22 protein-coding genes are annotated in these 26860 nt (G+C 59.9%); 9 read left to right on the forward strand and 13 right to left on the reverse strand.

From position 1 onward, the window contains the following. Positions 1-12: 12 nt before the first annotated feature. The 5 genes from DES53_RS20545 to DES53_RS20565 all read right to left on the reverse strand — a co-directional run bounded on the left by DES53_RS20545 (position 13) and on the right by DES53_RS20565 (position 4728). Positions 13-255 (reverse strand): hypothetical protein, encoded by a 243-nt coding sequence (locus DES53_RS20545; RefSeq protein WP_113960194.1) that lies wholly within the window; start codon positions 253-255, stop codon positions 13-15. A gap of 306 nt (positions 256-561) precedes the next feature. Beyond that, positions 562-1797: a type II secretion system F family protein gene (locus DES53_RS20550; RefSeq protein ID WP_113960195.1), complete on the reverse strand. Its 1236-nt coding sequence runs from the start codon at positions 1795-1797 to the stop codon at positions 562-564. A gap of 132 nt (positions 1798-1929) precedes the next feature. Further along, complete coding sequence (locus DES53_RS20555) at positions 1930-3624, reverse strand: GspE/PulE family protein (protein WP_113960196.1); 1695 nt, start codon at positions 3622-3624, stop codon at positions 1930-1932. A 328-nt stretch (positions 3625-3952) separates the two neighbouring features. Next, positions 3953-4381 carry a hypothetical protein gene (locus DES53_RS20560; protein ID WP_113960197.1) on the reverse strand — a complete coding sequence of 143 codons (429 nt, stop codon included), beginning with the start codon at positions 4379-4381 and terminating at the stop codon, positions 3953-3955. A gap of 62 nt (positions 4382-4443) precedes the next feature. Continuing rightward, on the reverse strand, positions 4444-4728 hold the full coding sequence (locus DES53_RS20565; protein ID WP_113960198.1) for a hypothetical protein: 285 nt from the start codon (positions 4726-4728) through the stop codon (positions 4444-4446). A 271-nt stretch (positions 4729-4999) separates the two neighbouring features. Between DES53_RS20565 and DES53_RS20570 the strand changes: the two genes are divergently transcribed. Next, positions 5000-5266, forward strand: coding sequence for a hypothetical protein (locus DES53_RS20570; protein ID WP_113960199.1), 267 nt, complete (start codon positions 5000-5002; stop codon positions 5264-5266). A 430-nt stretch (positions 5267-5696) separates the two neighbouring features. Here DES53_RS20570 and DES53_RS20575 read toward each other — a convergent pair whose 3' ends face one another. After that, positions 5697-5975 carry a hypothetical protein gene (locus DES53_RS20575; protein WP_113960200.1) on the reverse strand — a complete coding sequence of 93 codons (279 nt, stop codon included), beginning with the start codon at positions 5973-5975 and terminating at the stop codon, positions 5697-5699. Between the two features lie 192 nt (positions 5976-6167). Here DES53_RS20575 and DES53_RS20580 point away from each other — a divergent pair, with 192 nt between their 5' ends. From DES53_RS20580 to gatB, 6 genes are all read left to right on the forward strand, one after another. Further along, entirely contained in the window at positions 6168-6797 is a 630-nt protein-coding gene (locus DES53_RS20580) for a hypothetical protein (protein WP_147263510.1), read from the forward strand. A 136-nt stretch (positions 6798-6933) separates the two neighbouring features. Continuing rightward, entirely contained in the window at positions 6934-7476 is a 543-nt protein-coding gene (locus DES53_RS20585; RefSeq protein WP_147263511.1) for a hypothetical protein, read from the forward strand. Positions 7477-7527: 51 nt separating this feature from the next. Then, on the forward strand, positions 7528-8049 hold the full coding sequence (locus DES53_RS20590; protein WP_147263512.1) for a hypothetical protein: 522 nt from the start codon (positions 7528-7530) through the stop codon (positions 8047-8049). Between the two features lie 139 nt (positions 8050-8188). Continuing rightward, positions 8189-10777, forward strand: coding sequence for an outer membrane protein assembly factor BamD (gene bamD, locus DES53_RS20595; protein ID WP_113960204.1), 2589 nt, complete (start codon positions 8189-8191; stop codon positions 10775-10777). Between the two features lie 143 nt (positions 10778-10920). After that, positions 10921-11382, forward strand: a complete 462-nt coding sequence (locus DES53_RS20600) for a hypothetical protein (RefSeq protein ID WP_113960205.1) — start codon at positions 10921-10923, stop codon at positions 11380-11382. Between the two features lie 188 nt (positions 11383-11570). Then, a complete protein-coding gene (gene gatB / locus DES53_RS20605; RefSeq protein ID WP_113960206.1) occupies positions 11571-13034 on the forward strand; it encodes an Asp-tRNA(Asn)/Glu-tRNA(Gln) amidotransferase subunit GatB in 1464 nt (487 codons plus the stop codon). A gap of 485 nt (positions 13035-13519) precedes the next feature. Here gatB and pyrE read toward each other — a convergent pair whose 3' ends face one another. Both pyrE and DES53_RS20615 read right to left on the reverse strand, forming a co-directional pair. After that, complete coding sequence (gene pyrE, locus DES53_RS20610; RefSeq protein WP_113960207.1) at positions 13520-14101, reverse strand: orotate phosphoribosyltransferase; 582 nt, start codon at positions 14099-14101, stop codon at positions 13520-13522. A gap of 170 nt (positions 14102-14271) precedes the next feature. Beyond that, positions 14272-14940 (reverse strand): hypothetical protein, encoded by a 669-nt coding sequence (locus tag DES53_RS20615; RefSeq protein ID WP_147263513.1) that lies wholly within the window; start codon positions 14938-14940, stop codon positions 14272-14274. A gap of 160 nt (positions 14941-15100) precedes the next feature. Between DES53_RS20615 and DES53_RS20620 the strand changes: the two genes are divergently transcribed. Further along, positions 15101-16357, forward strand: coding sequence for a hypothetical protein (locus tag DES53_RS20620; protein WP_147263514.1), 1257 nt, complete (start codon positions 15101-15103; stop codon positions 16355-16357). Between the two features lie 5 nt (positions 16358-16362). Here DES53_RS20620 and DES53_RS20625 read toward each other — a convergent pair whose 3' ends face one another. After that, entirely contained in the window at positions 16363-21045 is a 4683-nt protein-coding gene (locus tag DES53_RS20625; protein ID WP_113960210.1) for a M56 family metallopeptidase, read from the reverse strand. A 42-nt stretch (positions 21046-21087) separates the two neighbouring features. Then, a complete protein-coding gene (locus tag DES53_RS20630; RefSeq protein ID WP_113960211.1) occupies positions 21088-21522 on the reverse strand; it encodes a BlaI/MecI/CopY family transcriptional regulator in 435 nt (144 codons plus the stop codon). Positions 21523-21713: 191 nt separating this feature from the next. Here DES53_RS20630 and DES53_RS20635 point away from each other — a divergent pair, with 191 nt between their 5' ends. Next, positions 21714-22400: a 3D domain-containing protein gene (locus DES53_RS20635; protein WP_113960212.1), complete on the forward strand. Its 687-nt coding sequence runs from the start codon at positions 21714-21716 to the stop codon at positions 22398-22400. Between the two features lie 10 nt (positions 22401-22410). On the opposite strand, the gene DES53_RS20640 is transcribed toward DES53_RS20635, so the two are convergent. The 3 genes from DES53_RS20640 to DES53_RS20650 are packed head-to-tail and all read right to left on the reverse strand — an operon-like array spanning position 22411 to position 26736. After that, positions 22411-24939 (reverse strand): DEAD/DEAH box helicase, encoded by a 2529-nt coding sequence (locus DES53_RS20640; protein WP_113960213.1) that lies wholly within the window; start codon positions 24937-24939, stop codon positions 22411-22413. A 33-nt stretch (positions 24940-24972) separates the two neighbouring features. After that, entirely contained in the window at positions 24973-25344 is a 372-nt protein-coding gene (locus DES53_RS33110; protein ID WP_170157260.1) for a hypothetical protein, read from the reverse strand. Positions 25345-25374: 30 nt separating this feature from the next. Further along, positions 25375-26736, reverse strand: coding sequence for a hypothetical protein (locus tag DES53_RS20650; protein ID WP_113960215.1), 1362 nt, complete (start codon positions 26734-26736; stop codon positions 25375-25377). Positions 26737-26860: the final 124 nt, after the last annotated feature.

Here is a 26860-nt window from a genome sequence, read left to right on the forward strand (position 1 = left end):
AACGATAGACCATCAACCCTGCCGCTGCGGTTGCGCTTCCTTCACGCATGTGTGCCATGTCATTTCGCCGCACTGAGTACAGCGCAGGTACTTCTTCGGGTTGCCTGCGGCTTTCCAGCGGATGCCGCCCCAGTCCCAGACGGATTTTGCGTGACCACAGGGGCACTTCAGCATCCACGCGCGGGATTCTGCTTCCATGCCTTGAGCCCAGCTTTTGGGCAGGATGGCCAGGAGGAACTTTTGCGTGGAGCTCATGATTGGCGGGGGCGGAATGTTGTTGTTACCAAGAGGATGTGTGAAAACAGCCTCTTGTGACGGGTCATGCCATGACGAGGATACCGGAGGTTGATGGGATGGCCATGTGAAATCTCAGGGAGGGCGTCAACTCAGGTGCCGTTCATCCGCGACCAACGGTCGCAGCCACAGAGGTGAGTCGCAGCTCACTCGAAGTACTGGGGCTGGATCGCTTGCTGTGGCTGCGACCGTTGGTCGCGGGGATTGATGCATCCCTGCCAGCAACGGCCGCGCAGAAATGCCACGGGAGGCACTGCTTTCTGCCCTTCACGCCCGGCTGCGCACACCGGACATCGCGCCGAAGATGGCGGTCACGATGGACACGGCGACCACACCCACAATCACGAATAGGAAGATGAGGATGGTGGGCGTGAGCATGGCCATCATGCGCTTCACGGTCTTGTCTAGTTCCTTGTCGAAGCGCAGGGCAATCTTCTCCATGGCGCGGCCTAGGCGGCCGGTTTGCTCGCCCATGGCAATCATATCGATGAGCATCACAGGCAGGTGACCCACCTTGCGAAGGGCGCCGGAAAGGGAGGCGCCCTCACCGAGATAGACCGTGGCCTGCTCCAGCAAACCGCGCAGGTATACATTCGCCGTGGTCTTTGCGGTGAGGCGCAACGCATTCAGCAGGGGAATGCCGTTGTTGATGAGATTGCCCAGAGAAGAGGCAAACTGTGCATAGAATCGCGCGGTGAGGATGGAGCCGAAGACGGGCAGCTTCAACCGGGCGCGGTCCCACCAGAGGCGTCCCTTCGGCCGGGAGATGTAGCCGCGGAAGAGAATCACGCCGGTGGTGATGATGGTGAGCCCGAGCCACCACCATTTTGCCATGAAGGCATTAAACTGCACGAGCAGGCCCATCATGAAGGGCATGGAGGTGCGGCTCTTCGCCAGCATCTCGGAGAATTTCGGCACCAGGAAGAGGCTGAAGACCATGAGCAGCACGATCACCGCGCCAAAGAGGAATGCGGGATAAATGAGCGCACTCATCACGCGCGACTGCAGGTCATGCATCTGCGAGATGCCCGCACTCAGGCGACGCAGAATCTGCGGCAGCGAGCCGGAGACTTCACCCGCCGCTGCGAGATTGCAGTACATCTCATCAAACGATGGCGAGGCATGCTGCAGGGCCTTCGAGAACATTGCGCCTTCGCGCAGCTGGTCACGGATGCGTCCGCTCACTTTGCGCAGGACCGGTGACTCCTGCCGCTCGTGCATCACCCGCAGCGCCTGCTCCAGTTGCAGGCCGCCATCCATGAGGTCTGCCAATTCCTCCGTGAAGAGGATAAGTTCCGCGCGCTTCAGCTTCGGCGGTGGTCCTTCGCCTTCCGCCTTTACCACTGCCGCGGCCTTCGCCGCCACTTCGTCTTCGGAGACTTTGATGGGCACCAGGCGCTGTGCTTCGAGCTTTCGATATGCTTCAGCTCGCGTTGAAACCGAGAGGGAGCCGGTGACTTGCTTTCCAGCAGCGTCGAGTGCGGTGTAGGCGAAGGCGGGCATTTTAGCAGTAAACAGTAATCAGTGATCAGTAATCAGAAGGAAGAACATTTGTGAGGTGTTCGTCAGGCTTGGGGTATTCAGGTCTGATTACTGGTTACTGAATACTCCCAATTCACCTCCCATCACACACCATCAATCCGAACTCGCCGTCACCAGCATCACCTCCTCCACCGTCGTCACTCCCTGGATGGCCTTTTGGAAGCCGTACTGCCGCATGGGGACCATGCCGTCGACGATGGCTTGGGTTTTGATTTCGCTCATGGCGGCGCGGGAGTTGATCTTCTCCGCGAGGGCGGTAGTCATGAGGCAGATTTCCATGATGGCGAGTCGTCCGGTGAAGCCGGTGCCGCGGCACTGGCGGCAGCCTTCAGGACGCTTCAGCTTGTCGATGTGCTCCAGCGGGAAGCCGATGCCGGCGAGGTAGCCTGCTTCCAGTTTCGACGGCTGCTTGCAGTGCGGGCACAGGGTGCGCACGAGGCGCTGCGCCTGGAAGGCACGCACCGAGGAGGAAATGAGGAAGGGCTCGATGCCCATGTCCAGCAGGCGGCTGATGCCACCCACCGCATCATTCGTGTGCAGCGTGGAGAAGACGAGGTGACCGGTGAGTGCGGCGCGGATGGCGATTTCCGTGGTCTCCAGGTCGCGCATTTCCCCCACCATCACAACGTTTGGGTCACCGCGCAGGATGGACCGCAGGCCTGCGGCGAAGGTGAGATTGATCTCCGGCTTCACGGCAATCTGTACCACGCCATCCAGCTTGTTCTCCACCGGGTCTTCGATGGTCACGATGCGGCGCTCCTTCGTATTGAGCTGGCGCAAGAAGGTGTAGAGCGTGGTGCTCTTACCACTGCCGGTGGGGCCGGTCACGAGGATGATGCCATTTGGCGCGGCGAGCAGCTTGGAGATGGTGGTGGCGGTGTTTCCGTCCACACCCAGCTTCTCAAAGTCGAACTTCTGGCGGGTGAGGAGACGAAGGCTCACGCTCTCACCATTCACCGAGGGGATGGTGGCCACGCGGACATCGATGGGGTCGCCGTCGAGCTCCAGGTTGATACGACCGTCCTGCGGCAGGCGGCGCTCCGCGATGTCCAGGTGAGCCATGATTTTCAGGCGGGAAATGAGGGAGGCCTGGAGCAGGCGCATGTTCGGCGGAACCGGCACCTCCTGTAGCTTGCCGTCGATGCGGTAGCGGATGCGCAGGTCGCGCTCCAGCGGCTCCACGTGAATGTCCGTGGCGCGCTCCTTCAGCGCCTCGCGGAAGATTTGGTTCACGAAGTTCATCACCGTGGCCTCCTCATCCGCTTCATCCAGCACGGTGGTCTCCTGCTTCAGGTCATCGTGGCCGCCATCGCCATCGCGACCTTCCAGCAGTTCTTCGAAATTCTCCGCGCCCACGCCGTAGCCCATGTGCAGCGCCTCCAGGATGCGCCGGCGCGTGGCCAGGCCCCAGGTCACCCGCTTGCGCACCTCATGCCCTACTGCCTGCTTCGCGTCCAGGTTGAAGGGGTCGTACGTCAACAGGGTCAGGTCCGCCCCGCTGAGGTGGGAGGGGTAGAGCCGGTGGCGCAGGGCCAGCTTGGCCGGGAAACGGTTGTGCAGCGCGTCCCCGGCTTCGATTTGCTCATCTGGCACGAAGTTCAGGTTCACCGCGCGTCCCAGCTTCTCGAAAAAGAGGTCCTCATCCACGATGTTCGCATCCAGTAGCGCCTCGACGAGGGAGCCATGCCGGGCGGCGGCTTCCTCCAGCGTCTGGCGGCACTGCTGCGGCTGGCTGCAACCCGCCTCCGTGGCGGCATTGGCGAGGAGTTCCGTGAGGGACAGGGACATGTACGGTGGTGGCGGAGTGGGGGACGGGAAAGTGGTGGTGGTGCCTAAACGATGAAGGAGCAGCCTTCATTGCACAAGCTCCGTGATGCTAACCCACCGACCGCGATTTGGTTGCGCAGTTTGGCCGGGTGGTCCGCACTGTCCCCAGTGCGGTGAGCGGTGGGACGGTAGGACGGGTGCGCGAATGGGAAGGAGGTTAGGCGTCCCGCCTGACAGCGGGCGTTAGGCCTCTGGCCTGACGGGAGGAGTTCATAGGATTGCCGCCATGATGCGTGTGTGCTGATGCCACCATGTTCGCGGGGTCGACGTGCAAAGCTTGGCCAGCATATCACTGCGGTGGCGGCTGGTTCTTCCGCAGCGTCAGCTTCTCAGGCACCCATCGATTCTTCATGGTGAAAAGGAACATCGCCAAGGCGGAACCCAGGTAGGCCAGGTTCAGCAGTATCTGCCGCGTCCAGTCCAGATCTTGCATGATCTCCAGCCGCGTCGCATAACCATCCAGATTCTTCTCCAGGTTCTTCCAGGCTTCAGTGGTGCGAAAGTCTGCAATCTTGTCGTCACTTTTCAACTGCTCGACCGACAGAGATGATTGAAAGCGATCCGCCGCGCTACGCAGGTTTGCCGGGGCATTGTAGTCGCCATGCAGGACATTGAGCTTGCTGGACTGGTACAGCCCCAGGGCGAACTGGAGCATGAACACCCAGAACAGGGTGCCGGAGATGCACGCGCCAATATTCGCCTTGGGAGCAGTCGACATGACAGAGGTAAATGCAGGAGGCCGACCTTGTCACGCACATCTGGGATGGGTAGGACGGCTGGTTATGAGTCGGCGATGAAGATGAATCCCAATGCGGCTGCTACTCCGGCCCAGATTTTTGCCGCAGCTTCCTGACTGGCTTTGATGCGGTCGACTTCTCCAGGGATGTTCTTTCCGATGGCATGGTGAAGCTCGAAGAAAAAGTAGACTGGCGGTATGATCGCCCAGCCACCAAGGACAAATGCCATCACCACACGATGCTGTGGAAATAAGACGGCAAGTCCCAAGCTGAGGAGAGCGATCACAATGGAGACGATGGCAGTGGTTTTGTATTGTTTGTGCTGCATGAGAGTTGGTAGTTCCAGATAAATGGATATCACGTGGAGAAAAATTCGGCTACCAAAAAAGACAATATCGTTTGCAGTGGCACCCAGTGGTCACCGGTGACTGCGGTCTCCATGGCCTTGAAGATGGTGCGCCTCCGGACCTTAACCTGCCTCCGCAGAAAAATTCCGGTACGCAATATTTTGCAGATACGGGCTGAGCTGAGGTTTATCTTATCGCATCCGTGCAAATGGCCAGTTGCCTTCGATAGAAGAGGTGGGAGTCTTCCTTGGAATGACCCGGCTCTACGAGATTCTGCAACCCGACGGCGTTCGATTGGAGGTCGAGGGGGAGTTGTCTGAATGGAACGGCAAGCAGGTGATGCTGGATGGTCAGGGCAAACCGTGGCTCATCATTGCTGATGAGGACGTGGTCACCCCGATGGGAGAGGGTGGTCCGGACGATGTTGGTGTTCCGATGGTGGCGGGTCAGAGCCCCTCTGCGGGGAATGGAGGCTGCCATCAGCTGAAGCCGGGCGTTTGCGAACGTTCCCGAGAGTAAGTGGGCCCGGAATACAGCCACTCGGTGGGGCCGGTTTGTTTCAGCTCGCCTTGGGACTGGAGTTGGTGCCACCCGTCCATGAACGTGCCCCTCGGCTCCGTGGGAAACATGTCACCCATGCGGAAGGCCGCCTGGAAAAGTGAAAACGGCTGCGGAATATGGGCACAAACCTGCCGCATCATCTCCTCTGCCGAATTGGCGTGCATGAGAGCTCCTCCTTTCCTAATCCATTTTGTGATGGCTCTGGAATCACACAGCCCAGGGAAGCGAAGCTTTCCGGGCGGGTGAAGATAAGTATTTCGCCGCGAAAGACCGCACTACTTTAAGCGAAGTCTGACCAGTTGTCATTCAGGTGGCGCCCTGACTTCACCATCATGCGTCCCGTCCTCTTCTCCAAGTGTAGCTATCGTCAGTATTGAAACGCATCCGGTCAGCTACTGCGGAGCTCCTGAGAGGCATCGGAGCTGGAAGGCGGAACCGGCGTTTCAGGCGGCTGGGTAGGTTCCTCCTCCATACGGCTCCATTCCGCAGGGAAGGCTGCCACTTCAGCCCTGGCTTCTTCCAACCGGGCCAGACATTCCCGGTAGTGCTCCGTGTCCACGTCGTCCGCCAGCGGCCAGCCTCGTGCCATCGCCACGGCAATGGTCGCGCATTTCAATCTCCACCGCGCCATGCGGTAGGCCTGAATCTGCTCGACAGTCGACTCCATGAGAGAATGCCGCCTGGGGCGGACGCTGTTTTCTGTAGACGAAAACGTCACCCGCGAAAGTCAGTATTGTGCAAGCTGGAGCATGATTGATTCACCGTGGCGCAGTTCTTTAGGCGCCGGGCTCGGAAAAAGGTTCCACCATTTCTGATGAATCTGGTAAGCTCATGGAGAAAGGGGGCTTCCACCATCACCATGAACACGTCATCCATTGGATTCAATGCAGGTACCTGGCTGGCCGTCATCTGCATCTGTGCGGGCGTCACCTATGCTGGTGGATACTTCGTAGCCATGGATCAGGCCATGATCGCGCTGAAGCAAAAGGAAGCGGATTGGGAATCCAAGTCCAAGGCCTCGAAGGAGCGCGAAAGCAGCCTTTCCGGGGAATTGGGGCGTCTGAAGTTGACCTTCCTGGACCGGGAACGTGAGCTGAGCGAAGCGCAGACGAAAATCGAGAGCCTGAAGCGTGAGCTGAGCCAGACCCAGACGGCACTGCAGACGACGAGACAGCCGCTCCTGGACAAGATTTCCAAGCTGGAGTTGTCGCTGACATGGGAGTCTGCTGCGTTGAGAGAAGCCCAATTGATTCTCGCCAAGAAACGGCTGATTCCCATGGAGGGTGTGGAATTGCAGAGCCCACTGACCCTCAAGCAAGTCATCACGGCAAAGCAGGCCTTCAATGACATCCAGCACGAAGTGGCCGCCGGAAATTTCAAGGGGCTGAATCTCACCGTCGGTTATCAGCGATTGAGGGCGATTTTTGACAATCCTGATTTGGATCAACTGATTGGCCTGCACGATGCTGCCAGGGGGCAGAGTCAGTAGTTGCGGTAGGCGCATACTCTGCGGATTGATGGGGGTGCATGGCAGGTGACTGTGAATTCCATAAATTCCTGCATTTGCTCCGAATTGACTTTGGACGTCGCGACGGTAAACTCGTCGAGAAAGGAGGCTCGACCTAATGCAGACGCAATCAGCCGGATTCACCGTCGGCAGCTGGTTCGCAGCGGTAGCTGCTTGTGCGAGTGCGGCCTGTGCAGGGGGATACTTGGTGGGCATGGACCTTGCAGTGCTGAAGTCCACTCTGACCGACAAGGAGGCGGAGCTGGTGGAACTGCGCAGCCAGGTCGCCGAACTCAATCTGAACCTGCGGGATGCGGAGTCCGCGGCGAGACAGGCGCTGGACAGGCGTGAGCATGCCATCAAATCGCTCGAGGCCTATGTGAACCTGAGGGACGAGCAGATTGAGCTGGCGCGCCGGCTTGTTGAAAAAAAGGATGCGCTCGTCCTGGGAGCCTTTGAATTCCAGAGCCCGTTGACCCTGACACAAATTGTCACCGCGAAGAATTCCTTCCACGACATTCAGCACGAGGTGGCTGCGGGTAACTTCAAGGGGTTGGATCTCACGAATGCCTATCAGCGCCTTAAGGCTATCTTTGAGAATCCCGACCTTGAAGAGCTCAACATCGCCTATGATGAGGCGAAGGGAATAGGTGGCAGATGATTTGACGGCCTCCGGTGGCGTATGGTAGGTTCATGGAGAAAGGATTTTTCCATGCAAGCAGATTCGACAAGGTTTGCCGGTGGATTGTGGCTGGTTGTCATCGGTATCTTTATGGGGCTTGGTTTTGCGGGCGGGTATCTCGTGGCGGCCAATCAGACCTCGACCGCATTCAAAAAGCAGGAGAAGGAGTGGAGTGTGAAGTCCAAGGCCTTCGTCTCACAAAACAACAAACAGACGGCGGAGCTGGCTTCGGCGAAAGAGCAGCTCACTCGCAAGGAGGGGGAGCTGGCGGAGCGTCTCAAAAAGGAAACTGCCGCTGTGCGTGAACTGCGGGAGTTGCAGGCGACTCTGGAGAGTGAACGGGAGGAAAACGCCTCCCGTATGGCCGAGCTGAAGGCGCATCTGGACATTGACCGCCGGCAGCAAGGGCTCGTGCAGCAGTTTCTAAAAGCGAAACAGGGGTTCACCAACATCAAAATCGAGCTGGCAGCAGGTCATTTCAAGGGGCTCCGAGAGAGCAGTGGCTTTCAGATACTGAGTGCGGCATTTGAGACGGTGGAGGAGAAGAAGTAGCCCGGTCCTACGCCTGTCGTGACATGGTGTAGTCCCTGGGGAGGACCATGGGCGTGGCACGGACGAACCAGCATGAGGCGTGTCCCAACCCGTCACCTTCCCGGTTGAGCTTTGCCCGGGGTGCTCGTACCATGGCCCAATGCCGCAGCGCGACCTCCCGCACGCCAGCCATCGCCCGTATTCCTTTCTCCAGGCCCGTTGTTCCAACAAGCCTGCTGTCCTCGTGCTTGCCTGCGGCCTGGTGCTTTCACTTTTTACAGCGCCTGCCCACGCGCAGAAGGTCGCCTTGGCAGACCGTGCCAGCTATCAACTTGCCCTCGCTGCCTCTCAGGAAGGGATGCATGAAGTGGCCGCGCTGAAGTATGAAAAGCTGTTGAAGGAAAAGGACCTCAACAAGCAGGAGGCCGCCCAGCTCAGTGAGCGGCTCGTGGATGCCCTCATCCGCGCCGGCCTCCCGGAGAAGGCGCTGGTGGCCCTCACGCTCTTCGAGGTTCCGGAGGCCTCTTTCTGGAAAGCCCAGGCCTATCTCCAGCAGCACAAGTTTCGTGATGCCGAGTCCGAGCTGAAGACCTACCTCAAGGCCGCCGCACGCTACGCGTCGCAGGCGCACCTTGCCCTGGGGAAGGCCATCATCGGCCAGGGCCGCGAGAATGCCGGGCGCAAGGAGCTGAAGGATGTGCTGAATGACCCCTACGGCGTGCTCGCGGAGGTGGCGTATGATTTGAGCAATGAGTCCGAGGCCATGTCCGGGCGGGCGGACATCGTGCTGCGCCGTCTGGGGCCGGAGCGTGGCACGAATGAGTCTGAATTCGTCCGCGCCTGTGCCCTCCTGGAGGAAGGGGAGGGGAAGCAGGCGGAGATTGTCCTGCGCCGCTTTCTGGATGCAGGGCAGCCGCTTCCATTGCGCCTGCATGATGCCTCCTTCGTGCGTCTCGCCGAGGCCTATGCCATGCAGGGCCGCACCATCATCGCGGGAAAGCGCCTCCGCGCCTTCATTGATCGCGGCACCCCGAGCGACTATCTGGAACAGGCCTTCGCCATGTTTCGCGCGCTGGTGCCGGACGAGGATGATGACACCGTTTTGAAGTATTTGCTCGCCTGGGCCGCGGACCCCACTCCGCCTGAGCGGCAGGCGCTCGCGCTCTATCACACGGGACAGTGGCTGCTGGAGCATGGACGCGGGGAGGAGGCCATCGGCTTCTTTGAGAGCTTCCGCGTCCTGCACCCAAATCACGCCCGGCAGGGAGATGCCCTGCGCTCGCTCATGGCCTTGTATGGCGCCGCCCGTGCGGATGACCGTGTGGTGGACCTCTGGCGCAGCCACTATGGGAATGCCGGTCCGGATATCGTGGACTACCTGCTGGGCATGGTCCGTTTTGCCCGCAGCGAGTATCCAGGCGCAGGCGACCACTTCCTGCGCTCTGCCGCGGAGACCACGGATACCCTGCTGCTACGCCTGGCCATCTACAATGCGGGCATGTCCGCCGTGCTGGGGAAGAATGAGGAGAAATTCCGCTACTGCCTGACCCAGCTCCAGCAGCCCGTGGCTGTGCCCCCCGGCGGCCTGCCATTGCAGCCCTCCTCCCAGGCGGTCGCGGAGGACCAGGCGCCGAAGCTCCTCGTGGAGCGTGCCCTCGGCCTCGCTGCGAAGCGTGATCCCAATGCGGACAAGGCACTGGAGGAATTTCTTCAGGCGTATCCAAGTCATCCCCGCGCCGTGGAGGCGCACGTGGCACAGGCGGAACTCGCCATGCTGGACCTGCCCGCGCGCACGAAGGCCGCCGGCGCTGCCCTGGACGCTGCCGAGCAAATCCCTGCGCTGGAAGACAAGTGGCGCGAACGCCTCGCCTACATCCGCGTGTGGTGGCATGAGGCTGCGGGAAATCTGGAAGGTGTCACCGCCTCCGGAGCGAGTTTCCTCTCGCAGTGGACCGAGTCGGACTGGCGGGATGAAGTGCGCATGAAGGTCGCGCAGGCCTACTATCGACGGGAGGAATATGCCCGCGCGGTCGCCGAGTTTGAAACCCTCGCGGAGGAGCACGCGGATTCGCCGTATGCGGATGTCGCCATCTTCTTCGCGGGAAAGGCCGCCATGGCCCAGCTCACGCCGGCTGGCCTGGAGAGAGCCATTGGTCTGTGGGCAGAGCTCGTGGCGCGTGAGAGCCCGCTCGCCTCCGAGGCGCGCCGACAGCAGGCTGTGGCCAAGCGCCGCCAGGGCAAGGAGGATGAAGCGATGAGTGTCATCGATGCCCTCCTGAGCAGCAAGCCCGCGCCGGAAGGCGATGCGCGCTTCGACCTCATCATGGAAAAGGGGGAACTCCTCGTGCTGCTTGCGCGCAAGGACCCGAAGAATCTCGATGACGCCGCCGCCGTCTTCCGCTCCGTGGTGGAGGACAAGAATGCCACGCGCGCCTGGCGCCAGCGGGCCGGCATCCTGCTTGCCCAGTGCCATCAGCAGGCTGGCCGCCGCTCCGCTGCGCTAGAGGCGTGCTTTGATGTGCTTGAAGGCGGCCTCTCCCCGCACGCTGCCATGCAACTCTCACTGCAGGACCGGGTGTGGATCTTCCGAGCTGGATTCATGGCCATCGAGCTCCTCGAAGCTCAGAAGCAATGGGAAGCCGCTGCGCGCTTGGCCGACCGTCTCGCCAAGATTGGCGGCGAACGCTCCGATGAAGCTGCCCAGCGCGCCGAGCGGTTAAGACTGGAGCATTTGATTTGGGAGAAGTGATCTCGGAGGTTAGGCGTCCCCGCCTGACAGTGGGCGTTAGGCCTTCTGGCCTGACGTTCAGTGGTGCACAGTCTGTGAAGGTGCGGAAACGAAGAAGAAAATCAGCCGGCGCAAGACCACATTGAGTGACACAAACAACGGCCATGGATCTCTCTCAGACACTTCCAGATGAGCTTTGGGTCCTGGACGACGAAAACGAAATTCACCGCTATGCAGTATCGGTGGCAGACTACAATGTCTACGAGAAGGGTGGCAAACACTGCCTGTGCATCTATGCGCGGGCACCCAGGAAGATTTCGCCAGATGATTCCAATCCTGAACCCTGGATTGAGCTCAACTTCGATTCAACGAAGAGGAATGAGGTGGAATTGAATCCAAATATTGTGCGCCATACTGGTGCCTATGATGACGTGGCGGGGCGGTGGCTGACGAACATCTACTACTACTCGCATGCTGGTATTGAGAATGTAGTGGTGCGCGTCATTGAGGTACTCCCTGAGGGGCGCGTCCTTTTGGATATCACGGGCGAAGGAGAAGTGGGTGGAGAAATTCGATTGAGAGGAACCTTCTCAAGCAATCCTGATAGAAAACGAAGCTTCGACTGATTCCGCCGTCTTCGTCCCGGGTCATGACCTCATGTCGGTCAGGCCAGAGGCCTAACGCCCACTGTCAGGCGGGACGCCTAACCTCCTTCGAGCTACACCTCTCACCGTCGCACCGAATCACTTGACCCCCGCCCCAGATTCAGCCACTCAAATAGACTCCGCATCGCCCCGCCCGCCCCGCCCTTTTCATGCCCAAGTACATCACCACCATCGGCCTCGAAGTCCACGCGCAGATCAACACGCGGAGCAAGATGTTCTGCGCGTGCCCTGCGGAATACGGCGCGGACCCGAACACGCACACCTGCCCCACCTGCCTGGGCCTGCCGGGGGCGCTGCCGGTGCTGAACCTTGAGGCGATTGAGAAGACGCTCATCACAGGCCAGATGCTCGGCTGCAGCACCCCGGAAATTTCGAAGTGGGACCGCAAGAACTACTTCTACCCGGACATGCCGAAGAACTACCAGCTCACGCAGTTCGACCTGCCGCTGTGCATCGGTGGCGGCGTGCCGCTGTATGAGTTCGCCTACCCAAAGGACGCGCAGAAGAACATCAAGAACCCCGGCAAGGTGGTGAAGCTCACCCGCATCCACCTGGAGGAGGACGTGGGCAAGAGCACGCACACCGGTGCTGGCACCCTATTGGACTTCAACCGCGCGGGCACCCCGCTCATGGAAATCGTGAGCGACCCGGACATCGACAGCGCGGAGGAGGCCTTCGCCTACCTCAGCAGCCTGCGCCAGATCCTGCTCTACGGCGGCGTGAGTGATGCCGACATGGAGAAGGGTCAGATGCGCTGTGACGTGAACATCAGCCTGCGTCCCGAGGGCCAGAAGGAATACGGCGCGAAGATTGAGCTCAAGAACCTGAACTCCGTGAGCGCCGTGCGCCGCGCCATTCACGCTGAGATTGAGCGTCAGACCGAGGCATTGGACCGTGGCGAGAAGCTCATCCAAAGCACCCGCCGCTGGGATGACGACCGCGGTGAGACCCAGCTCATGCGCACGAAGGAAGACGCGCATGACTACCGCTACTTCCCCTGTCCCGACCTGCTTCCCATCCGCACGGCTCCCTTGCTCGCCGAGGCGAAGAAGCGCGTGCCCGAGCTGCCGCACGAGAAGTGTGACCGCTTCGTGAAGGACTACGCCGTGAGCGCGTATGATGCGAATGTGCTCGCCAGCGAGCAATCCCTCGCTGCATGGTTCGAGCAGGCCGTGGCCGCTGCCGGATCCAAGGTGCCCGCGAAGAAGATTGCCAACTGGGTCATCAACGAACTCCTTGGTGTGCTCAATGCCAACGGTGTCACCCTCGAGCAGTCACCCATCACTCCGCAGGCTTTGAGCGAGCTCGTCTCTGCAGTGGAGACCGGCAGCATCAGCAACAATCAGGCGAAGGAAGTCTTCGCCGAGATGTTCGCCACCGGCAAAACCGCCGCCGTAGTCATCAAGGAAAAAGGCTTTGAGCAGGTGAGCGATACCGGAGCTTTGGAGAAACTCTGCGACGACGTCATCGCCGCCAATCCCGCCAAGGTGGAAGAGTTCAAAGCCGGCAATGACAAAGTCCTCAACTGGATGACCGGCCAAATCATGAAAGCCAGCGGCGGCAAAGCGAACCCGAAGATTCTGGGTGAGCTGCTGCGGGCGAAGCTGGGGTAAACGGTTCGACGGTGAGCGGTAAACGGTGCGACGGTGGGAGTGGTACGTGAAAGCTGCGCCAGCTCGCAGGGAGCGGGACTAGCCTTAGTCCCGTCATGGAGGCGCGAGCCTCCCAAGGAGCGGCGACTCACTCTGCACCTGACCGTGAGAAGATGAGGAAGCTGTGCCGAAGGCCTTGGACTGCGTGCAGCCTGCTGCCGCTTTCCAGAGTCCACAGCCTGCTGTGGCGATGGTGACACTCGCTCGTAGTGTGACATGCCTCGAAAATCTTGGCGACTACGTCGCGGTGGAGTGTGCAGCAGGCTGCACTTCAGGAAAGCGGCAGCAGGCTGCACGCAGTCCAGGGACGCTTCGCGTCACAGTCTCCGGATCATCCGCGTGTATCACCTTCTCGATGATATCACACCATGCTACAGCCTGGTACTGCTCCAAGATTGGAATGACTATACCATCATTCCAATCTTCCACCACGCCGTCCCACCGAACTACCCCAGCACCGTCGTCCTCGTAAACGCCGAGGCCACCTTGTACCCGCGGGCTTCAATATTCGCACGTCCGCCTTCTTCACGATCCAGCAGCACGAGCACGAAGGCGATCTTCCCACCTTCCGCTTCGATGGCATCAATCGCTTTCAGCGTGGATCCGCCGGTGGTGATGACGTCATCCACGACCACCACGGAGTCGCCTTCCTTGAAGTTGCCTTCCACCTGCTTCTTGCGGCCGTGGCCCTTGGCTTCCTTGCGTACGCTGAAGGCCTGGATGGGCTTCGCATCACCGGCGAGGTGGGAGTACATCGCCGTGGCCAGCGAGATGGGGTCTGCGCCCATGGTGAGGCCGCCCACGCCCACGGGGGCCGCGCCCAGAGCCTGCTCTGTTTCACGCAGCAGCGCATGCATCACCTGACCCACGTGATTCGCGCCCTCGGCATCGAGTGTCGTGAGACGGCAGTCCACATACAGGTCGCTCTTGGCGCCACTCGCCAACGTGAAGTCTCCGCGCATCACGGACTTCTTGAGAAGGATGGCACGGAGGGCGGCTTTGGCATCGGCGAGGGAGAGGGTCGGCATGGGATGGGAGGGGGGAATGAAAAGTGTGAAATGAAAAATGCAAAATGGATGACCAGAGCAGGTGGCTCGGCAAGAGCCTCTCGCGTGGTCGTGACTGCCTTAGCCCTATAGCCACGGAAGCTGCCTTGTCCATGACAGCGTGGCCGGTGCCGGAGAGGGGGGAGGGACTGTTATGGCCCTTTTTTGGCAAGCTCCACATCCAGAATGGTCTGAGGCGCGCTGGGATCGAAGATGTCCTTTCCTGTCTTCGGATCAAGTTCCAGGCCCATTGGAGAGCCCTTGCCCGGGAGTAGTTTCATCAACCGCACCGAGCTGTCATTCAATCCTACAATGACGGTTCCATCGATCCATGCGGCGCCCTTGGATTTGGCTTCCTCGGCGGGGGTGATCCACTTGGCCGGCCATGCTGCTTTTACGGGGTTCTCATAGACGAGGGGGATGCTGTTGGAAGACGAGTCGGTGAGATCCGCCGTCATCGCCCAGTGGTTTTCTCCGGGCTTCACGGCATCGGCAAAGTCCGGTGCTTTTCCGATGACGCCATCCGGCTTGAACATGCTGTCCGGGCAGCCAAAGATATCCTCGACTTCAACAATGGTTTCTCGAAATAAGGCTCGGAAAGCCTCGTTTGCAGTGCTGCCTGTCGGATGTTCTCCAGCGTGGTCCGCCGAGTAGATGCGCACGGCTGTGATGATTTGCCGGCAGTTCGAGATGGCCTTCGTTTGCTTCTGCTTGAGCGAGAGTGAATCTCCCGGAGAGGCGGAGAGCGTCAATCCAAGCACCACGACCGCAAGGGAGCCGGTCACCCATTCCGCGCGTGAGATTGAGCAGGGTATTTTCATGCCACGCATTCCATCGCAGCCGGTGAAAAATAACAAGCATGCTTTTGATTGGATGGTGTCGCATGAACGATTGACCAAGAGCCAAGATCGCCCTCCCAGAAAATGCACTGGGTAGTGGTGGAGACTTCTGGTAGAACAGATCACCCAAGACTCCCTCGCCATGTGGTCTCAATCTTTTCTCATCGCGATGCTCCTGTCTGTCGTGCTGGCTGTGCCCGGTAGGACGGCAGCGGCAGCCGACGAAATCTCTTTGAAAATCAATGGCGGTACGGTCCGGCAGGCCCAGTCAATCCTGTACTGGGAGCCCGATGGAGGAACTCGCGTGGTGCTGGACCGGTCAGTACGGAACTCCACACCCGACATGCACTGGACCTTGAGTGCTGGGTACTTCGACGGAGACAAGATTGCCCTGTGGAGGGGAAATGCCCCCGGTGGGACGGAATATTGGGGCTACAGTCTGAAGGAAGGGAAGTGGCAGCTGACGGACTTGGCCACCTTGGGAACCACGACGGGTTTGAACTTCGACGAGGTCCGATTCAGCTCCATCCGTGTACTCGAGTTCCTGCGGAAAAAGAGAGTGGTCTTCAAGTTTGAAATCACGGAGGAACCGCAAGAGGGTGATGCACTCTACCGCACGGTGCTTCGCAATGAGTGCGAATGGAAGCCCGGAAGTTTTGATGACTCTTGGGGGCACTCAGGTTTTGTTGCGCTCGGACCAGATTCAAGGAGGAAGCCGGCCGCCTTGCACACTTCGGATGCCTCAACGCCCCCGGTGGAAATCGCGGACTTCACCAGGCTGAAAGACGACGAACTGGTCCAAGCACTGAAGCGGGGAGATCTGGCCAGGTTCGAACCCCTCATCAAGGCGGATGACCCTGCCGCGCTACGCCTGCTTTTCCGTGCTTACACTGCGGCGAAGAAGGAGGGGATATACTGGAGTCACGCCCTGAGACTGCTCTCGCGGAGCCCGCAGACCTGGGTGGCAGAAGAGATCTGGACCGACTTCTGGCGACTGTCCTCCATCTTCGTCCCTCCCAATGCGGAGCCCAGTCACGGCAACGCATCCGAACTCCTCCGGACACCCAAGTATGTGCTGGCCCAGACCATTGTAAGCATCGGCGATGCTGCAATGACGACCCGTCTCTGGGATATGTTTCCCGGGATGTCTCCGGAAAATCAAATGGTGGTGGCGCTGACGGCCCGCGAAGATCCCAGACTCGGTGCGGTAAGCGCCATCCTGAAGGCCTCCAAGTACGCAAAGACGGACGAGATTGCCGGAGCCTTGGTCAACTCAGCGAGCCAGCTCGTGGTCCAAGCCCTTGAGGATCCCACCAAGCGCGAGGGCGCTGCCCGCGTTGGTGAGTATTTGAAGAAGAATGGTCTGGCCCGTGACTTCCTTCTTGAGAAGCTGAAGTGATGCTCTCACTTCTGAACTCGCAGGATCACCTTCCCTGTATGGCCCACTTTGATTTCATCGCTTTGCCCTTCTGCGAGTGCGTTGAAATCATCTCCGAACTTCCGCGCCCTGGAAATGACGCTGAGGTGCTGCGAACCGGAGGGTAGATTCGTGATGGTGGCACGCCCTGCGGCATCGGTGACGACGCCATAGGAGCGCCATGTCTTCAGGTAGGCTTCCCAATCTGGAATGGCTTTGAGCGGTGAACTCAAGACCTGCTCCAGACGCGGGCCGTGGATGTCCAGCAAGCCATTGGCCCGGCTGTCCCAGTTGAGAGCGGGCGAGGCGGTTACCATCACATTGGGGAGTGGCTGGCCGTCCTTTCCCAGCACTGTCACCTCGCAGGAGGCGGTTCGTGTCATAGGAATGATGACTTCGTCTGGCACAGGCATGGTGAGCGCCAGGGGGCGCACGATGCTCCACGAATCGGATTCATAGGAATGCATCCACCCCTCTGCCAGCACGACTACGCGAATCTGTCCGGGTGGCAGCGAGGTGAATTCGAAGGTGCCATCCTCACGCACTTCCTGCCAGTCCTGCATCGAAACGAGAGCATTTTCATTTTGCTTCAAGTGATTCACCACGCACACGCTGATGCGTGCGTTCTTCACGGGACGGGGAAGTTGCGAATCAAGGCGGCCCTTGAGCCGCTGACCTGGCTCAAGCTCCAGGGTGCAAGCGGCTGGCTTGTCGAGGGCCACCTGCAATTCCATCGGCTTGCTGTAAAGCAGGCTGCCCTCGTCAGACTTCCACAAGGCCTGTACCAGCAGCGGACCTGCACGCACAGAGGTGTTCTTGTAGGTCCCTGCACCTTCATGGGTGAATCCCTTGTCGGCATCGGTGCTCTCCTTGCTGCTGGTGATGTACACACGGTCGCTTTCCACAGGCTTCCCCTGCCTCGTGATCTTTGCGATGACCGTGCCCGCTTTGAGCAGGGACGTGGTGGAGTTCACATTCGCCCTGGAGAAGAATGCGTAGTTCCCCACATGTCCCTCGCAGAGGACAAAGAGCTGCAACTCCGTGAGAGTGGCGCCGTCCTTTGCCTTGGCAGCACATGCGATTTCAGCGACACCGCTGGCATCCGTGAGCACCGCCTCTTCGGGGAGATCCGGTACGGCATTTTTCATCATCATCCTCGTGCCGGAGTTTTCCTTCACCCGATAGGCCACCGGCCTGATGCTGGCACCTTGCAACGGTTTGCCTTCCGCATCGGTCACTGTGACACGAAAACGGGCACGGCCTTCCGGTGTCTGGAGTTTGGTAGTAGCAGAGGCATGGTCCACCAGCACCACATCGCCGATGTCGCGCCGTCTTTGGGCGAGCGTCGCACCACGTGGCACCTCGGGCAGATTCAGCAATGGCGACTTCACCGTGAAGTTGGGCTTGTCCTTGTCCCAAAGTTGGATGCGATATTCTCCAGAAGTGAGAGGACCCAGTTCAAAGGTTCCATCGCTGCGAACGTTTGCCATCTTGAAGGTGCTTGCACTCGGCGCAGCGGTTCGTTCCTTGTCCACAAGGAACGAGCGCGGTGTGCGCCCATCACGCATGGGGCCACTTTCTGTGACGAAGCGCCCCACCACAGTCCATGATTTTTCCCCTTTGGGCGTGAGATCGAAATGGGTGGTCTCACCAGCGCGTGTCACCTTCATTTCGTAGTCTCCGACGCGGTCGTTGCTTCGCGCAATGATTTCGGCGAAGTGAGCCTGCTTGGCCGGGAAGACCCGAGGCATGACAATCTGGCCCTGCGCATCAGATTTGCCTCGGAACCTGACACTCACGTAATGCTGCCCGGGCAGCGCCATGCTGCCTTGGTATTCATACTCCACACCCGCCACGGGCTTGCCGTCGTCACGGACCGTTCCTTCCGCACGGGCCCAGGGTTCCAGTTTCCATCCTGTGCCGCGAGGGGCTTCCGTCCAGAGCGCAGTGGCGAATCCGGACTCATGCACCACGAGGAGCGAGGTGTCATCTGTGCAGGAGGGCAGGGCACAGACGCCATTTGGGTCTGCCTCGACACTGGCTTCGAGCGGAGCGTCGGTCGAGCTGGTGAGGTTGGGATGAACGCGAACACTCAAATCTTCGATCACGAAGCCTCGTGTCCTCAGAAGTGCGTAGACAAAGGCGCCTGCCGCAGGGCGTCCATCAGGTTGCAGGATTTGCACCGCGAGAGATTTCACGGGCCGCAGCTTCACTTCCTCGACCACCTTGTGGTCCTTGGCGCTCAGCACGCGGGTGATGAATGGTGTGTACCCTTCTGCGCTGATGCGGTAGAGCACGAGTTCCCCTTCTTCGCGAAGGGTATCTTCCAGCATGCCATGCGCGTCTGCCTTCAGCGGCGGATTGGGAGGCCATGCGGTCTGCATCTCCATATCATCACGCCTGCGGGGGAAGGCCTGGCCGCGCTCCACCGTGCAGTTGGGTATCAGTTGGCCTGTGGAGGCGTCCAAGATTCGGAGTGTGATCTGGTGCCGTGCCTGAAGCGTGACCGTGACCTCGGTCTCCTGTTCCTTCACTGGAACCTTTTTGTCCTGGTAGGACTCGTGGGAGATACTGGCAGTGACATCGCGCGGCGGTGTCCAGGCCCAGGTGTACTTGCCTTCGTCATTCACCGTGCCCCACGCGATGCTGCCTCCGCCGTGGTCCTCATGCGTGGTGCCCTGATACACCACATAAGCTTCAGGAATCGGCTGCCCCTTTCCGTCCACAACGCGCACCGTCAGCTTTTTCGCAGGGTCGAGCTTGAAGTCCCATGTGCCGCTTTGCTCGATGTTCACACGCTTCATCCATACGGCGCAATCCTTGGCCTCGATGCGCATGCGGCAGTCCCCGGTGCGGGCATGTTTCAGCTCATAGTAGCCCTCCGCATTCGTCATCGTCGTGGGGTCATCGACGTTGCGTTCCTGAAAACCACGACGCACCTTCGCATTCGCCACGGGTTTGCCGTTGGTGTCCGTTACGCGGCCTTTCATCACGAGTCCCTTCTCCATGATGAGCACCGCCTTGCCCTGGCGAAAGTCCGCTATGTGTGGGCCGGGCGATGGAATGCGATAGTAAAGGTCCAGCGAGACATAGTCAGGATGGGATACCGTTACCTTGATCTCTGGTCCCGTGCCGCGCACGCCTGATGCGCCTGAAACCTCCATGCCTGCGGGTATCCCTTTCATGCGCCAGCGGCCCTCCGCGTCCGAGGTCACCGCCTCAGGGTTCTTGAGACCTGAGGGCCTTCTCAGGATGCGAGCGTACACCTTGGCACCCGCCACGAGTTTGCCATCTTCATCCACGACCACTCCGCCAATCTCATCCTTCGCCATGTCCTTGCGCGGTTCCGGCACGGGGAAGGTGTTGCCGGCCTTTAGCACCACCTTGTTTTCCTCAGCGATGAAGAATCCGGGCGTGGCCAGATTCTCCGGAGTGGCTTTGCGAGTGATGGGGGTTTCCTTCGTTTCCGTAGCTTTGTCCTTCGGCACCTCGGCAATGTTTGTGTCTTTGTCTTTTTCCGATGCGGTGATCTCGTGTTGGGGCGCTTGAGTCATTCCTGTGGCAATCATCACACCTGCACACCCGACGCCTGCCAGCACGGACCATCGTGAGGCCCGGCGATAGCTGGAAATCGCGCGGATGCGCGTGCGCAGGCTGCTGCCACTCTCCGCTGCACCGATGACCGAGGGAGCGAGGAAAAACAGCCAGCCCATCCATGAGCAGCGCGCTGCGAGGTCGATGAGCACCTCACCATAGCGCCGCGTTTCGCCACTGCCGGAGCGCTCCAGCACCCATGCATCCGTCGCCTCCTCCGCTTCGGCACGAAGCTGGCGGTGCGCATACCAGAGGAGGGGATTGAACCAGTGTAATCCCAGCAGCAGCGAGGCGAGCACCTGCACCATCACATCCATGCGGCGCGTGTGGCCAAGCTCGTGCAATAGCAGCAGGCGAAGCTTTTCCTCAGGCAAGGTGGATGCCGCCTCCTCTGGCAACAGAATCACCGGGCGCCACAGTCCACAGATGGCAGGTGTGTGCAGCTTGTCCGTCATGCGAAGCTGCACCCGGCTCTTGATGCCTGCCTGCACGAGGGTTTCCGCCAGCAGGTGAGTGAGACCTTCAGAAGCAGGTGTCGAGGGCCGCAATACCCGGCGTCGGAACCGCAGCCATCCCGCCACCAGGCAAATCCACCAGGCGATTGCACCTGTCAGCCAGAGACCGGCAGCGATGAGCATCCAGGGGACGGCTTCCTCTTGAGGCCTCGCGACCGGTACGCTCTGCGCTACGGATGGCGGCAAGGCTGGATGGGGTGCGGAAGGCGAGTTCGTTGGCGCATCCGGTGGGATGGGAGATATCATTTGCTGAGAGAAACCATCATGTGCGCGTGAGTCATCTGTGCGCAAGGGTAGGGGAGCTATCGGATTCGGTGATTCAAGGAGCGGTGGCGCGGTGCTCCGTGTCTCTTCCTTCCAAGAGGGCAGCGTCCACCTGAATTCGCCCACGTCCGGCATTGCCAGCCTGAGAAACACCAGCAGCCATAGTCCATGCCGCCATCCCGCGGATATCCAGCGTCGCAGGAGGAGGCAGAGGAATCCGATGACCACCACCATCATGGCGGCTTTGCTCGATACACTGAGAACCGTCAGGAAGATGCTTTCGAAAATCGGTGTCATGACCGTGGGCGGTAAATACGTTTGGCAGGGTGGTGGAGAGTATCAGGGCTGGCGTCCCTTCTTTTCCGTGGCCTCATCCAGCATGGCCCGAAGTTCGGACAGTTCCCGTTTGGAAAGCTTCTGGTGCTCCAGGCAGTGGGCCACCATGGGCAGCAATGCCCCCTGAAACAGCCGGTCCAGGAATCCACGTGTCTCCTGGGCGATGCAGCGTTCGCGGTCTACAGCCGGGGAGTAGAGCCAGCGCTTCGCTCCACCTTCCACAGAAATGGCGCCCTTGTCGATGAGACGACGCAGCAAGGTCATGCTTGTGGCCCGCTTCCACCCCTCGCTCCCGGTGAGTGCCTCGCAGATATCCGGCGAGCCTTGGGGTGACTTCTCCCAGAGCAGTTCCATCACAGACCACTCAGCCGAGGAAATGGAAATCGAGGCAGGCGCCTCGGGTGTCCGGGGTGAGGCAGAGGATTTTTTCACAGCCATGCCGAATCATGGCGTGATTTGTTTACAAGTGTCAACGCAAATGTTTACAGATGTAAACGTGTTTGACTTGTTGTCGAAAAATTATTCGATAAGTTGACTAAATTTCAGTGGGTGATAGCCTGGTAGGGCTGGCCGCTGCGGGATAAATCCGACAGCCAGGCTGCAACTCCACTCCAACGCTGATTCATCCCATGACATTGAAGTTCGAACTGCCCGCGCCGGGAAACGCCGACCTGGGCGCGAGTGACACGCTGTGGGGAACCTACTACTATGTGCACCCCGCGAAGGGGCTCTCGTCCGGAGGGGTGCCGCTGCGCACCAAGAATGGAGTCCAGCTCGGTGCACCCGTGTCACAGAAGGACTGGTGTCTTGGAGCCATGGAGGGAACCATCATTGTGTCCCAGCCGGATGGTTCAACCATGACCCTGAACTACGAATCCAAGGGGGACACCCAGGAGATCCAATGTGGCGTGTACTTTCCCAATGTCGGTGATGCCGTCATTGCTGGTACGGAACGCGTTCGCTGGAGGAAGTCCAAGGGTCCCTTTGGGGAGGGCAGCAATGGGTTTGTCCTCGTACCCTTCCGGAGCTGGGCTGTGGATCGCACCCGGATTCCACTCGGCACTGCGCTGTACGTGGAGGAGGCCCGTGGAGTTCAAATCACACTGCCGGATGGCAAAAAGGTCAAGCACGACGGCTATTTCTTCGCGGCAGATGTCGGCGGTTTGATCAAGCAGAACCACATCGACAGCTATCATGGAGTCGGGAAGCAGAATCCTTTCAGCTTCATCAAGAGCAAGCCGGAGGGGACTTTCACAGCCCGGATCGTTAAACGTGCCAGTACGATTGCCTTCCTGAAAGCGGAGCACACTGCTTGACACGGCTGGCTCAACGCTCCCGCAGCAGATAGTGCCGTGGCCGGTCATGCTTTTGCTTCGGCGTGAGTGCCGGCAGCTTGGGACGCAACGTGGCGTGAGAGGCGATGAGGTGCTTCTCCAGTTCCACGCCCGCTGCTTGCCGCAGTTCCGTCCATCTCGTCCAGTCATGCGCGGGTGCACGCGTGATGTGGCGCAGCAGGCTGAGCCATTCGATGTAAGCGCGGCTCAGGTCCCCCTCAGCCACTTCGCGTCCGCCTCCCTTGGTTTTCGTGTTCGAATTTGCGGTCGTTGTGGCGGACACACCCGCGATCAATCCCAGCAGTTCCGCCGTGCCTTCGCCATAGCCCAGCGGCAATCCCGCTTCGAGGTAGCCATGGTGATTCACGAAGCCATAGGTCGCGCGACAGACCGCAGCGAGGCGTTCGCTGCTGCCACCTTCCGGCAGGTCAAAGTGCACATCACTGCGCAGGTTGGCGGTGTGTAGGATGAGCTCGGCGATGGGATAGCTCTCATCTTCCAGTGCTGCAGCGATGGCCAACCCTTCACCATGCTGGAAGAAGCTGAAGATGATGCCGCGTCGCGTGGGCGCACCATCACTTTCCACCAGACCGAGTGAGCGCCACGCATGCACCGGTGTGCCGGGGCGCGCGTTCTGTACACCCTCGGTGCCAGTGCCGGTGAGACCTGTATCAGTGGCCCGTTCGACAGTGCGCACCTCGGCATTCGCAATCCATTTCCCACTCGCGTCCTGGGTGGCGTCCACCAGCAGCGGTGCGAAGTCGAACTGCGCATAGAGCAGCCCCTCCTTCTCCACCACTGCAAGGAAACTCGCGCCTTCGAAGTGCGGCAGCAGCTTCGGGATGGCGACATTCTGCACCTTCTCAATCGTGAGTACTTCGATGTGGCGCGGAATCTTCAGCAGCTTGCGCAGGTGATGCGTAGGCGTGATGCGGAGAGTCTCCGTGCTCACATCCGCAGCGGCATCCGGCGATCCGGCTGGAACATGCTCAACTTTGCCCAGGGCCATCTCCTTGCCATAAAGCTGTGAGCCGTCGTGTTTCGCCAACTTGAACACGCGGCCCAAGCCATTCGCGAGCCCTTGAACGTATCGTGAATCAGCAAGGACAGGGCCATGGAATACTTCCACGGAGCGCATCGCCTCACCCAGCGAAACCTGCGTGATCCTGTTGGCCTTCCATTCTTCCCACACGCCCGCGCTGTTGCGCAGTTCCTTGCGGGTGCCCTTCAGGCCAAAGAGCGAGTCCGCTGATTTGCCGCTGAGTGGAAGTCCAGCGGACTCCTCCAGGCCGAGTTCCGGTGGTGTCTTCGCAAAAAGCCGCTGTGCGAACTCCTTCGCGGCTTGGAAAGGCTCACGTCCATCCAGAGCCGCACGACGCATCACCCGCAGGAAGAGTGGCCAGGAAAGTTTGCTGCTACGCCGTAATGTGGCCGGACGTGCATCCATGAGTGAAGGACTGTCGCGCGAGGTGATCACATAACCGCGCTCATCCAGCCCGCGACGGCCCGCACGGCCAAACATCTGCAGCAAATCATCCGCGGTAAGCTGCTGTTCCGTAAGGCCATCATGGAACTGGGTGGAAGACACGTGCACACTGCGCACGCTGAAATTGATGCCAGCGGCGAGTCCCATGGTACTGACAATCACGCGAAGCTGTCCTGCCTTGGCCAGTGGCTCCACCAGGCCTGCGCGCACGCCATAGGCGAGCCCACTGTGGTGATAGGCCACCCGCTTCTCCAGCAGTGCGGCGATTTCTTTTCCTGCGAGGGCCCGCTGCTCCATCGTGAGGTGCAATGGTTCACCCGGAGGCAGGGCATCGGCAATCTTCTTCGCCATGCTTTCCGAATCACGACGGCGTGGTGCGAAGATAAGCAGCGGTGCCAGATCACCTGCCAACGCCGCAGCCGCGAGACGTGGCCACCAGCCTTCGATGTTGCGGCGCTGCGGCAGAGTTTCCACAGGTACTTCATCCAGGGGTACCGGCCGCTCGTGCGTGGCCACGACCTCCACCTGGCGGCCGAGCCTTTGCATCCATTCCGCAAGGTCACCCGGATTCGCCACGCTTCCACTGAGCAGCAGCAGTTGCGTATCCGGCGGTGTGAGCACGATGGCGCCCTCATAGTGGCTGCCGCGCGAGACATCTGCGATCATCTGGTACTCATCCATCACCAGCAGCGCCGGACCTTCACCCGTGAGCAGCCGCTCAATCTGTGTTTCCAACGTGGCCACTAGCACAGGTGCGTGCACATTGACCGAGAGGTCACCCGTCGCCAAGCCCACCTTCCATCCCGCATCCGTCCACTCGGCGAACTTGTCATTCGCCAGCGCCCGCGTTGGCACCGTGTACACCATCTGCCGCTTGAAATGCTGCGCCTGCACCAGCAGCTCGAAGATGAAAGTCTTCCCAGCGCCCGTGGGGGCACTCACAATCACATCCTTCCCCGCACGCAGGTGATTCACCGCGGCATGCTGCCACAAGTCCGGCAGCTTCAATTGATGAGTAAGACCTTCGAATTGCACCTCAACTCCCGTTTCATCCGCATCGCACGGAAGTCAATCTCCGGTCGCAGTCTTCCGGGCGTCGTCGACAGATGCCCACGTTTCGACTTCGTTCTTGATAAAAGCAGCGCATGCCTCAGCACGGTCATCGAACTGCTTTCGTTCGCCAGTTCGCAAGGCACCAACGACAAATGGGCCTCTAACGTCCAGATACCATCCCCCACTGGTGCGCTTGTCTTCAGAGTACCTGAGCCATTCATCTATCAATTGCTGGTTTGCACGCACGTGCTCCTCAATGGCATCCTTGGTAATCTCCTGCCGGTGCATGCGGTAGCCGGATCGGTCGATGAGCGCTTTCAGTGACGAGGTCGGAAAGTCGCGAGCGATATTGCACACCGCAATGAGCGTTTCGTGGACCGGGGGCATGGCTGGTGGACGCTCTCCCGACTGTGCCCCTTACCACTTCACTCCAATCTTCTTGAACCCCGCCTTCATCTCTGCCTCCAGCTGCTCCGCCGTGCGGCCGTCCAGGAGGATTTGCATTTGCTCAAAGCCGTACTCTTCATCCTGCTTGAAGGCGGGAGGGGTGACCTTGCCCGAGGGCCACTGGTAGCTGCCAGTTTCCTTGTTCACTTTCACCAGCGGATTCGCGAAGAAGGCATTCCACGCTTCTCGGGCTTCGGCGATTTTGTCGAGGTACTTCAGGAAGCGGGTGCCTTTGCCATCGCCATCCAGGTGGCAGAAATAGTAGACCATGACACACGAGGCGAAGTACAGGCGGAACTGCGAGATGCCACCGCTTTGTGCCTGCATCTGCCAGTCCCTTCCTTTCATCATCAGGTGACCGGGCACATTGATGTCTGCCAGCGTCACGCCGCGTTGCTCCGCGTGCTGTAGGTATTCCTTGAAGCCGCTCTCATGTGCCGCCGCACGGAAGCGGCCTGCCTTGTACGGCAGCATTTCCGTGTACTCCGCAGTGCCTTCGATCACCCACGTGGGCAGGAAGGCGAGGTAGTCATGCATCAGCTGGTGCGTGATTTCATGGATGATGGTGTCGTTTGAGTAGCCATCATCCTTCGCCCAGGTCTTGCCCAGCAGCTTGAGACCCAGGCTCTGGAAGGGAATGCGGAAGGTGCGATCACGCGACATGTACACGCCGCCGGAGTTCTCTGGCCCACCATCGGCAATGTAGCTCTGGCGCGAGGCATAGAACCTCGCCTGGAAACGGCCTACATCCACGGGCGGCTTCGGATCGATGGCCCACGGCAGGGCTTGCAGCAGCGTCCGCGTTGCCTCAAAGGTGCGAGCGATTTCCTTCATCACACTGCCCGCGAGCTTCTCCTCTGAGTGGAAGGAGAAGGCCTCAGACTGGTACACGCAGTTCTTGTCCTCGGGTTTCTCCGTGACCACGGCAATTTCAATCGAGCGTGCCGGCACTTCCACTTCCTTGGGCCACACGCGCTTCTCGATGGGAAGTCGCGGTGTCACCCCAGTGGGAGTCGCGGGCACACTGCCACCGGGGGCGGGCGCAGGAGCTGGGGTGGCTGCCGTATTCTTCTTGAGGAAATCCTGGTCCGCAGGAGAAAGCTTCGAGATGGGAAACTTGATGGTCTGCCCACCGGACATGAGGAAGAGCGCCTGGTCCCCTTCGATGCCAGCGAGGGTGGCCTGCATGGTGCGGCCTTGGGCATCCGTCCACGTGCGTGACTGTGCTGCCGGTTGCGCTTGACCATGGACATGGGGAGAAATAGCACACCATCCGAGCCCAAGGCAGAACGCCAGAGCAGCAGCAGGGCGGGTGAGGGGAGGAAGCATCATGACAAGTATTACAGGAACACGGCGCAAAGCGTCAATCCTTCCAGCCGGAATGAAGAGAAAACGCATTCGGGGCTAAAGATTCGCATCGCTGTGTTGCCGTTGTTTCTTGACCCCGTCGGATGTC

Origin of the sequence: Roseimicrobium gellanilyticum (assembly GCF_003315205.1) — a bacterium.
In the GTDB taxonomy this organism is placed as follows: domain Bacteria; phylum Verrucomicrobiota; class Verrucomicrobiia; order Verrucomicrobiales; family Verrucomicrobiaceae; genus Roseimicrobium; species Roseimicrobium gellanilyticum.

Excerpts from the sequence above, each read along its gene's own strand:
- DES53_RS20650 (WP_113960215.1), bottom strand. The coding sequence starts at position 26,736 with ATGATGCTTCCTCCCCTCACCCGCCCTGCTGCTGCTCTGGCGTTCTGC.
- DES53_RS20570 (WP_113960199.1), top strand. The coding sequence starts at position 5,000 with ATGACCCGGCTCTACGAGATTCTGCAACCCGACGGCGTTCGATTGGAG.
- DES53_RS20625 (WP_113960210.1), bottom strand. The coding sequence starts at position 21,045 with ATGACACCGATTTTCGAAAGCATCTTCCTGACGGTTCTCAGTGTATCG.
- DES53_RS20575 (WP_113960200.1), bottom strand. The coding sequence starts at position 5,975 with ATGGAGTCGACTGTCGAGCAGATTCAGGCCTACCGCATGGCGCGGTGG.
- DES53_RS20555 (WP_113960196.1), bottom strand. The coding sequence starts at position 3,624 with ATGTCCCTGTCCCTCACGGAACTCCTCGCCAATGCCGCCACGGAGGCG.
- DES53_RS20620 (WP_147263514.1), top strand. The coding sequence starts at position 15,101 with ATGTGGTCTCAATCTTTTCTCATCGCGATGCTCCTGTCTGTCGTGCTG.
- DES53_RS20590 (WP_147263512.1), top strand. The coding sequence starts at position 7,528 with ATGCAAGCAGATTCGACAAGGTTTGCCGGTGGATTGTGGCTGGTTGTC.
- DES53_RS20545 (WP_113960194.1), bottom strand. The coding sequence starts at position 255 with ATGAGCTCCACGCAAAAGTTCCTCCTGGCCATCCTGCCCAAAAGCTGG.
- DES53_RS20580 (WP_147263510.1), top strand. The coding sequence starts at position 6,168 with ATGAACACGTCATCCATTGGATTCAATGCAGGTACCTGGCTGGCCGTC.
- DES53_RS20565 (WP_113960198.1), bottom strand. The coding sequence starts at position 4,728 with ATGCAGCACAAACAATACAAAACCACTGCCATCGTCTCCATTGTGATC.
- DES53_RS20600 (WP_113960205.1), top strand. The coding sequence starts at position 10,921 with ATGGATCTCTCTCAGACACTTCCAGATGAGCTTTGGGTCCTGGACGAC.
- bamD (WP_113960204.1), top strand. The coding sequence starts at position 8,189 with ATGCCGCAGCGCGACCTCCCGCACGCCAGCCATCGCCCGTATTCCTTT.
- DES53_RS33110 (WP_170157260.1), bottom strand. The coding sequence starts at position 25,344 with ATGCCCCCGGTCCACGAAACGCTCATTGCGGTGTGCAATATCGCTCGC.
- DES53_RS20635 (WP_113960212.1), top strand. The coding sequence starts at position 21,714 with ATGACATTGAAGTTCGAACTGCCCGCGCCGGGAAACGCCGACCTGGGC.
- DES53_RS20615 (WP_147263513.1), bottom strand. The coding sequence starts at position 14,940 with ATGAAAATACCCTGCTCAATCTCACGCGCGGAATGGGTGACCGGCTCC.
- DES53_RS20585 (WP_147263511.1), top strand. The coding sequence starts at position 6,934 with ATGCAGACGCAATCAGCCGGATTCACCGTCGGCAGCTGGTTCGCAGCG.
- DES53_RS20560 (WP_113960197.1), bottom strand. The coding sequence starts at position 4,381 with ATGTCGACTGCTCCCAAGGCGAATATTGGCGCGTGCATCTCCGGCACC.
- gatB (WP_113960206.1), top strand. The coding sequence starts at position 11,571 with ATGCCCAAGTACATCACCACCATCGGCCTCGAAGTCCACGCGCAGATC.
- DES53_RS20550 (WP_113960195.1), bottom strand. The coding sequence starts at position 1,797 with ATGCCCGCCTTCGCCTACACCGCACTCGACGCTGCTGGAAAGCAAGTC.
- pyrE (WP_113960207.1), bottom strand. The coding sequence starts at position 14,101 with ATGCCGACCCTCTCCCTCGCCGATGCCAAAGCCGCCCTCCGTGCCATC.
- DES53_RS20630 (WP_113960211.1), bottom strand. The coding sequence starts at position 21,522 with ATGGCTGTGAAAAAATCCTCTGCCTCACCCCGGACACCCGAGGCGCCT.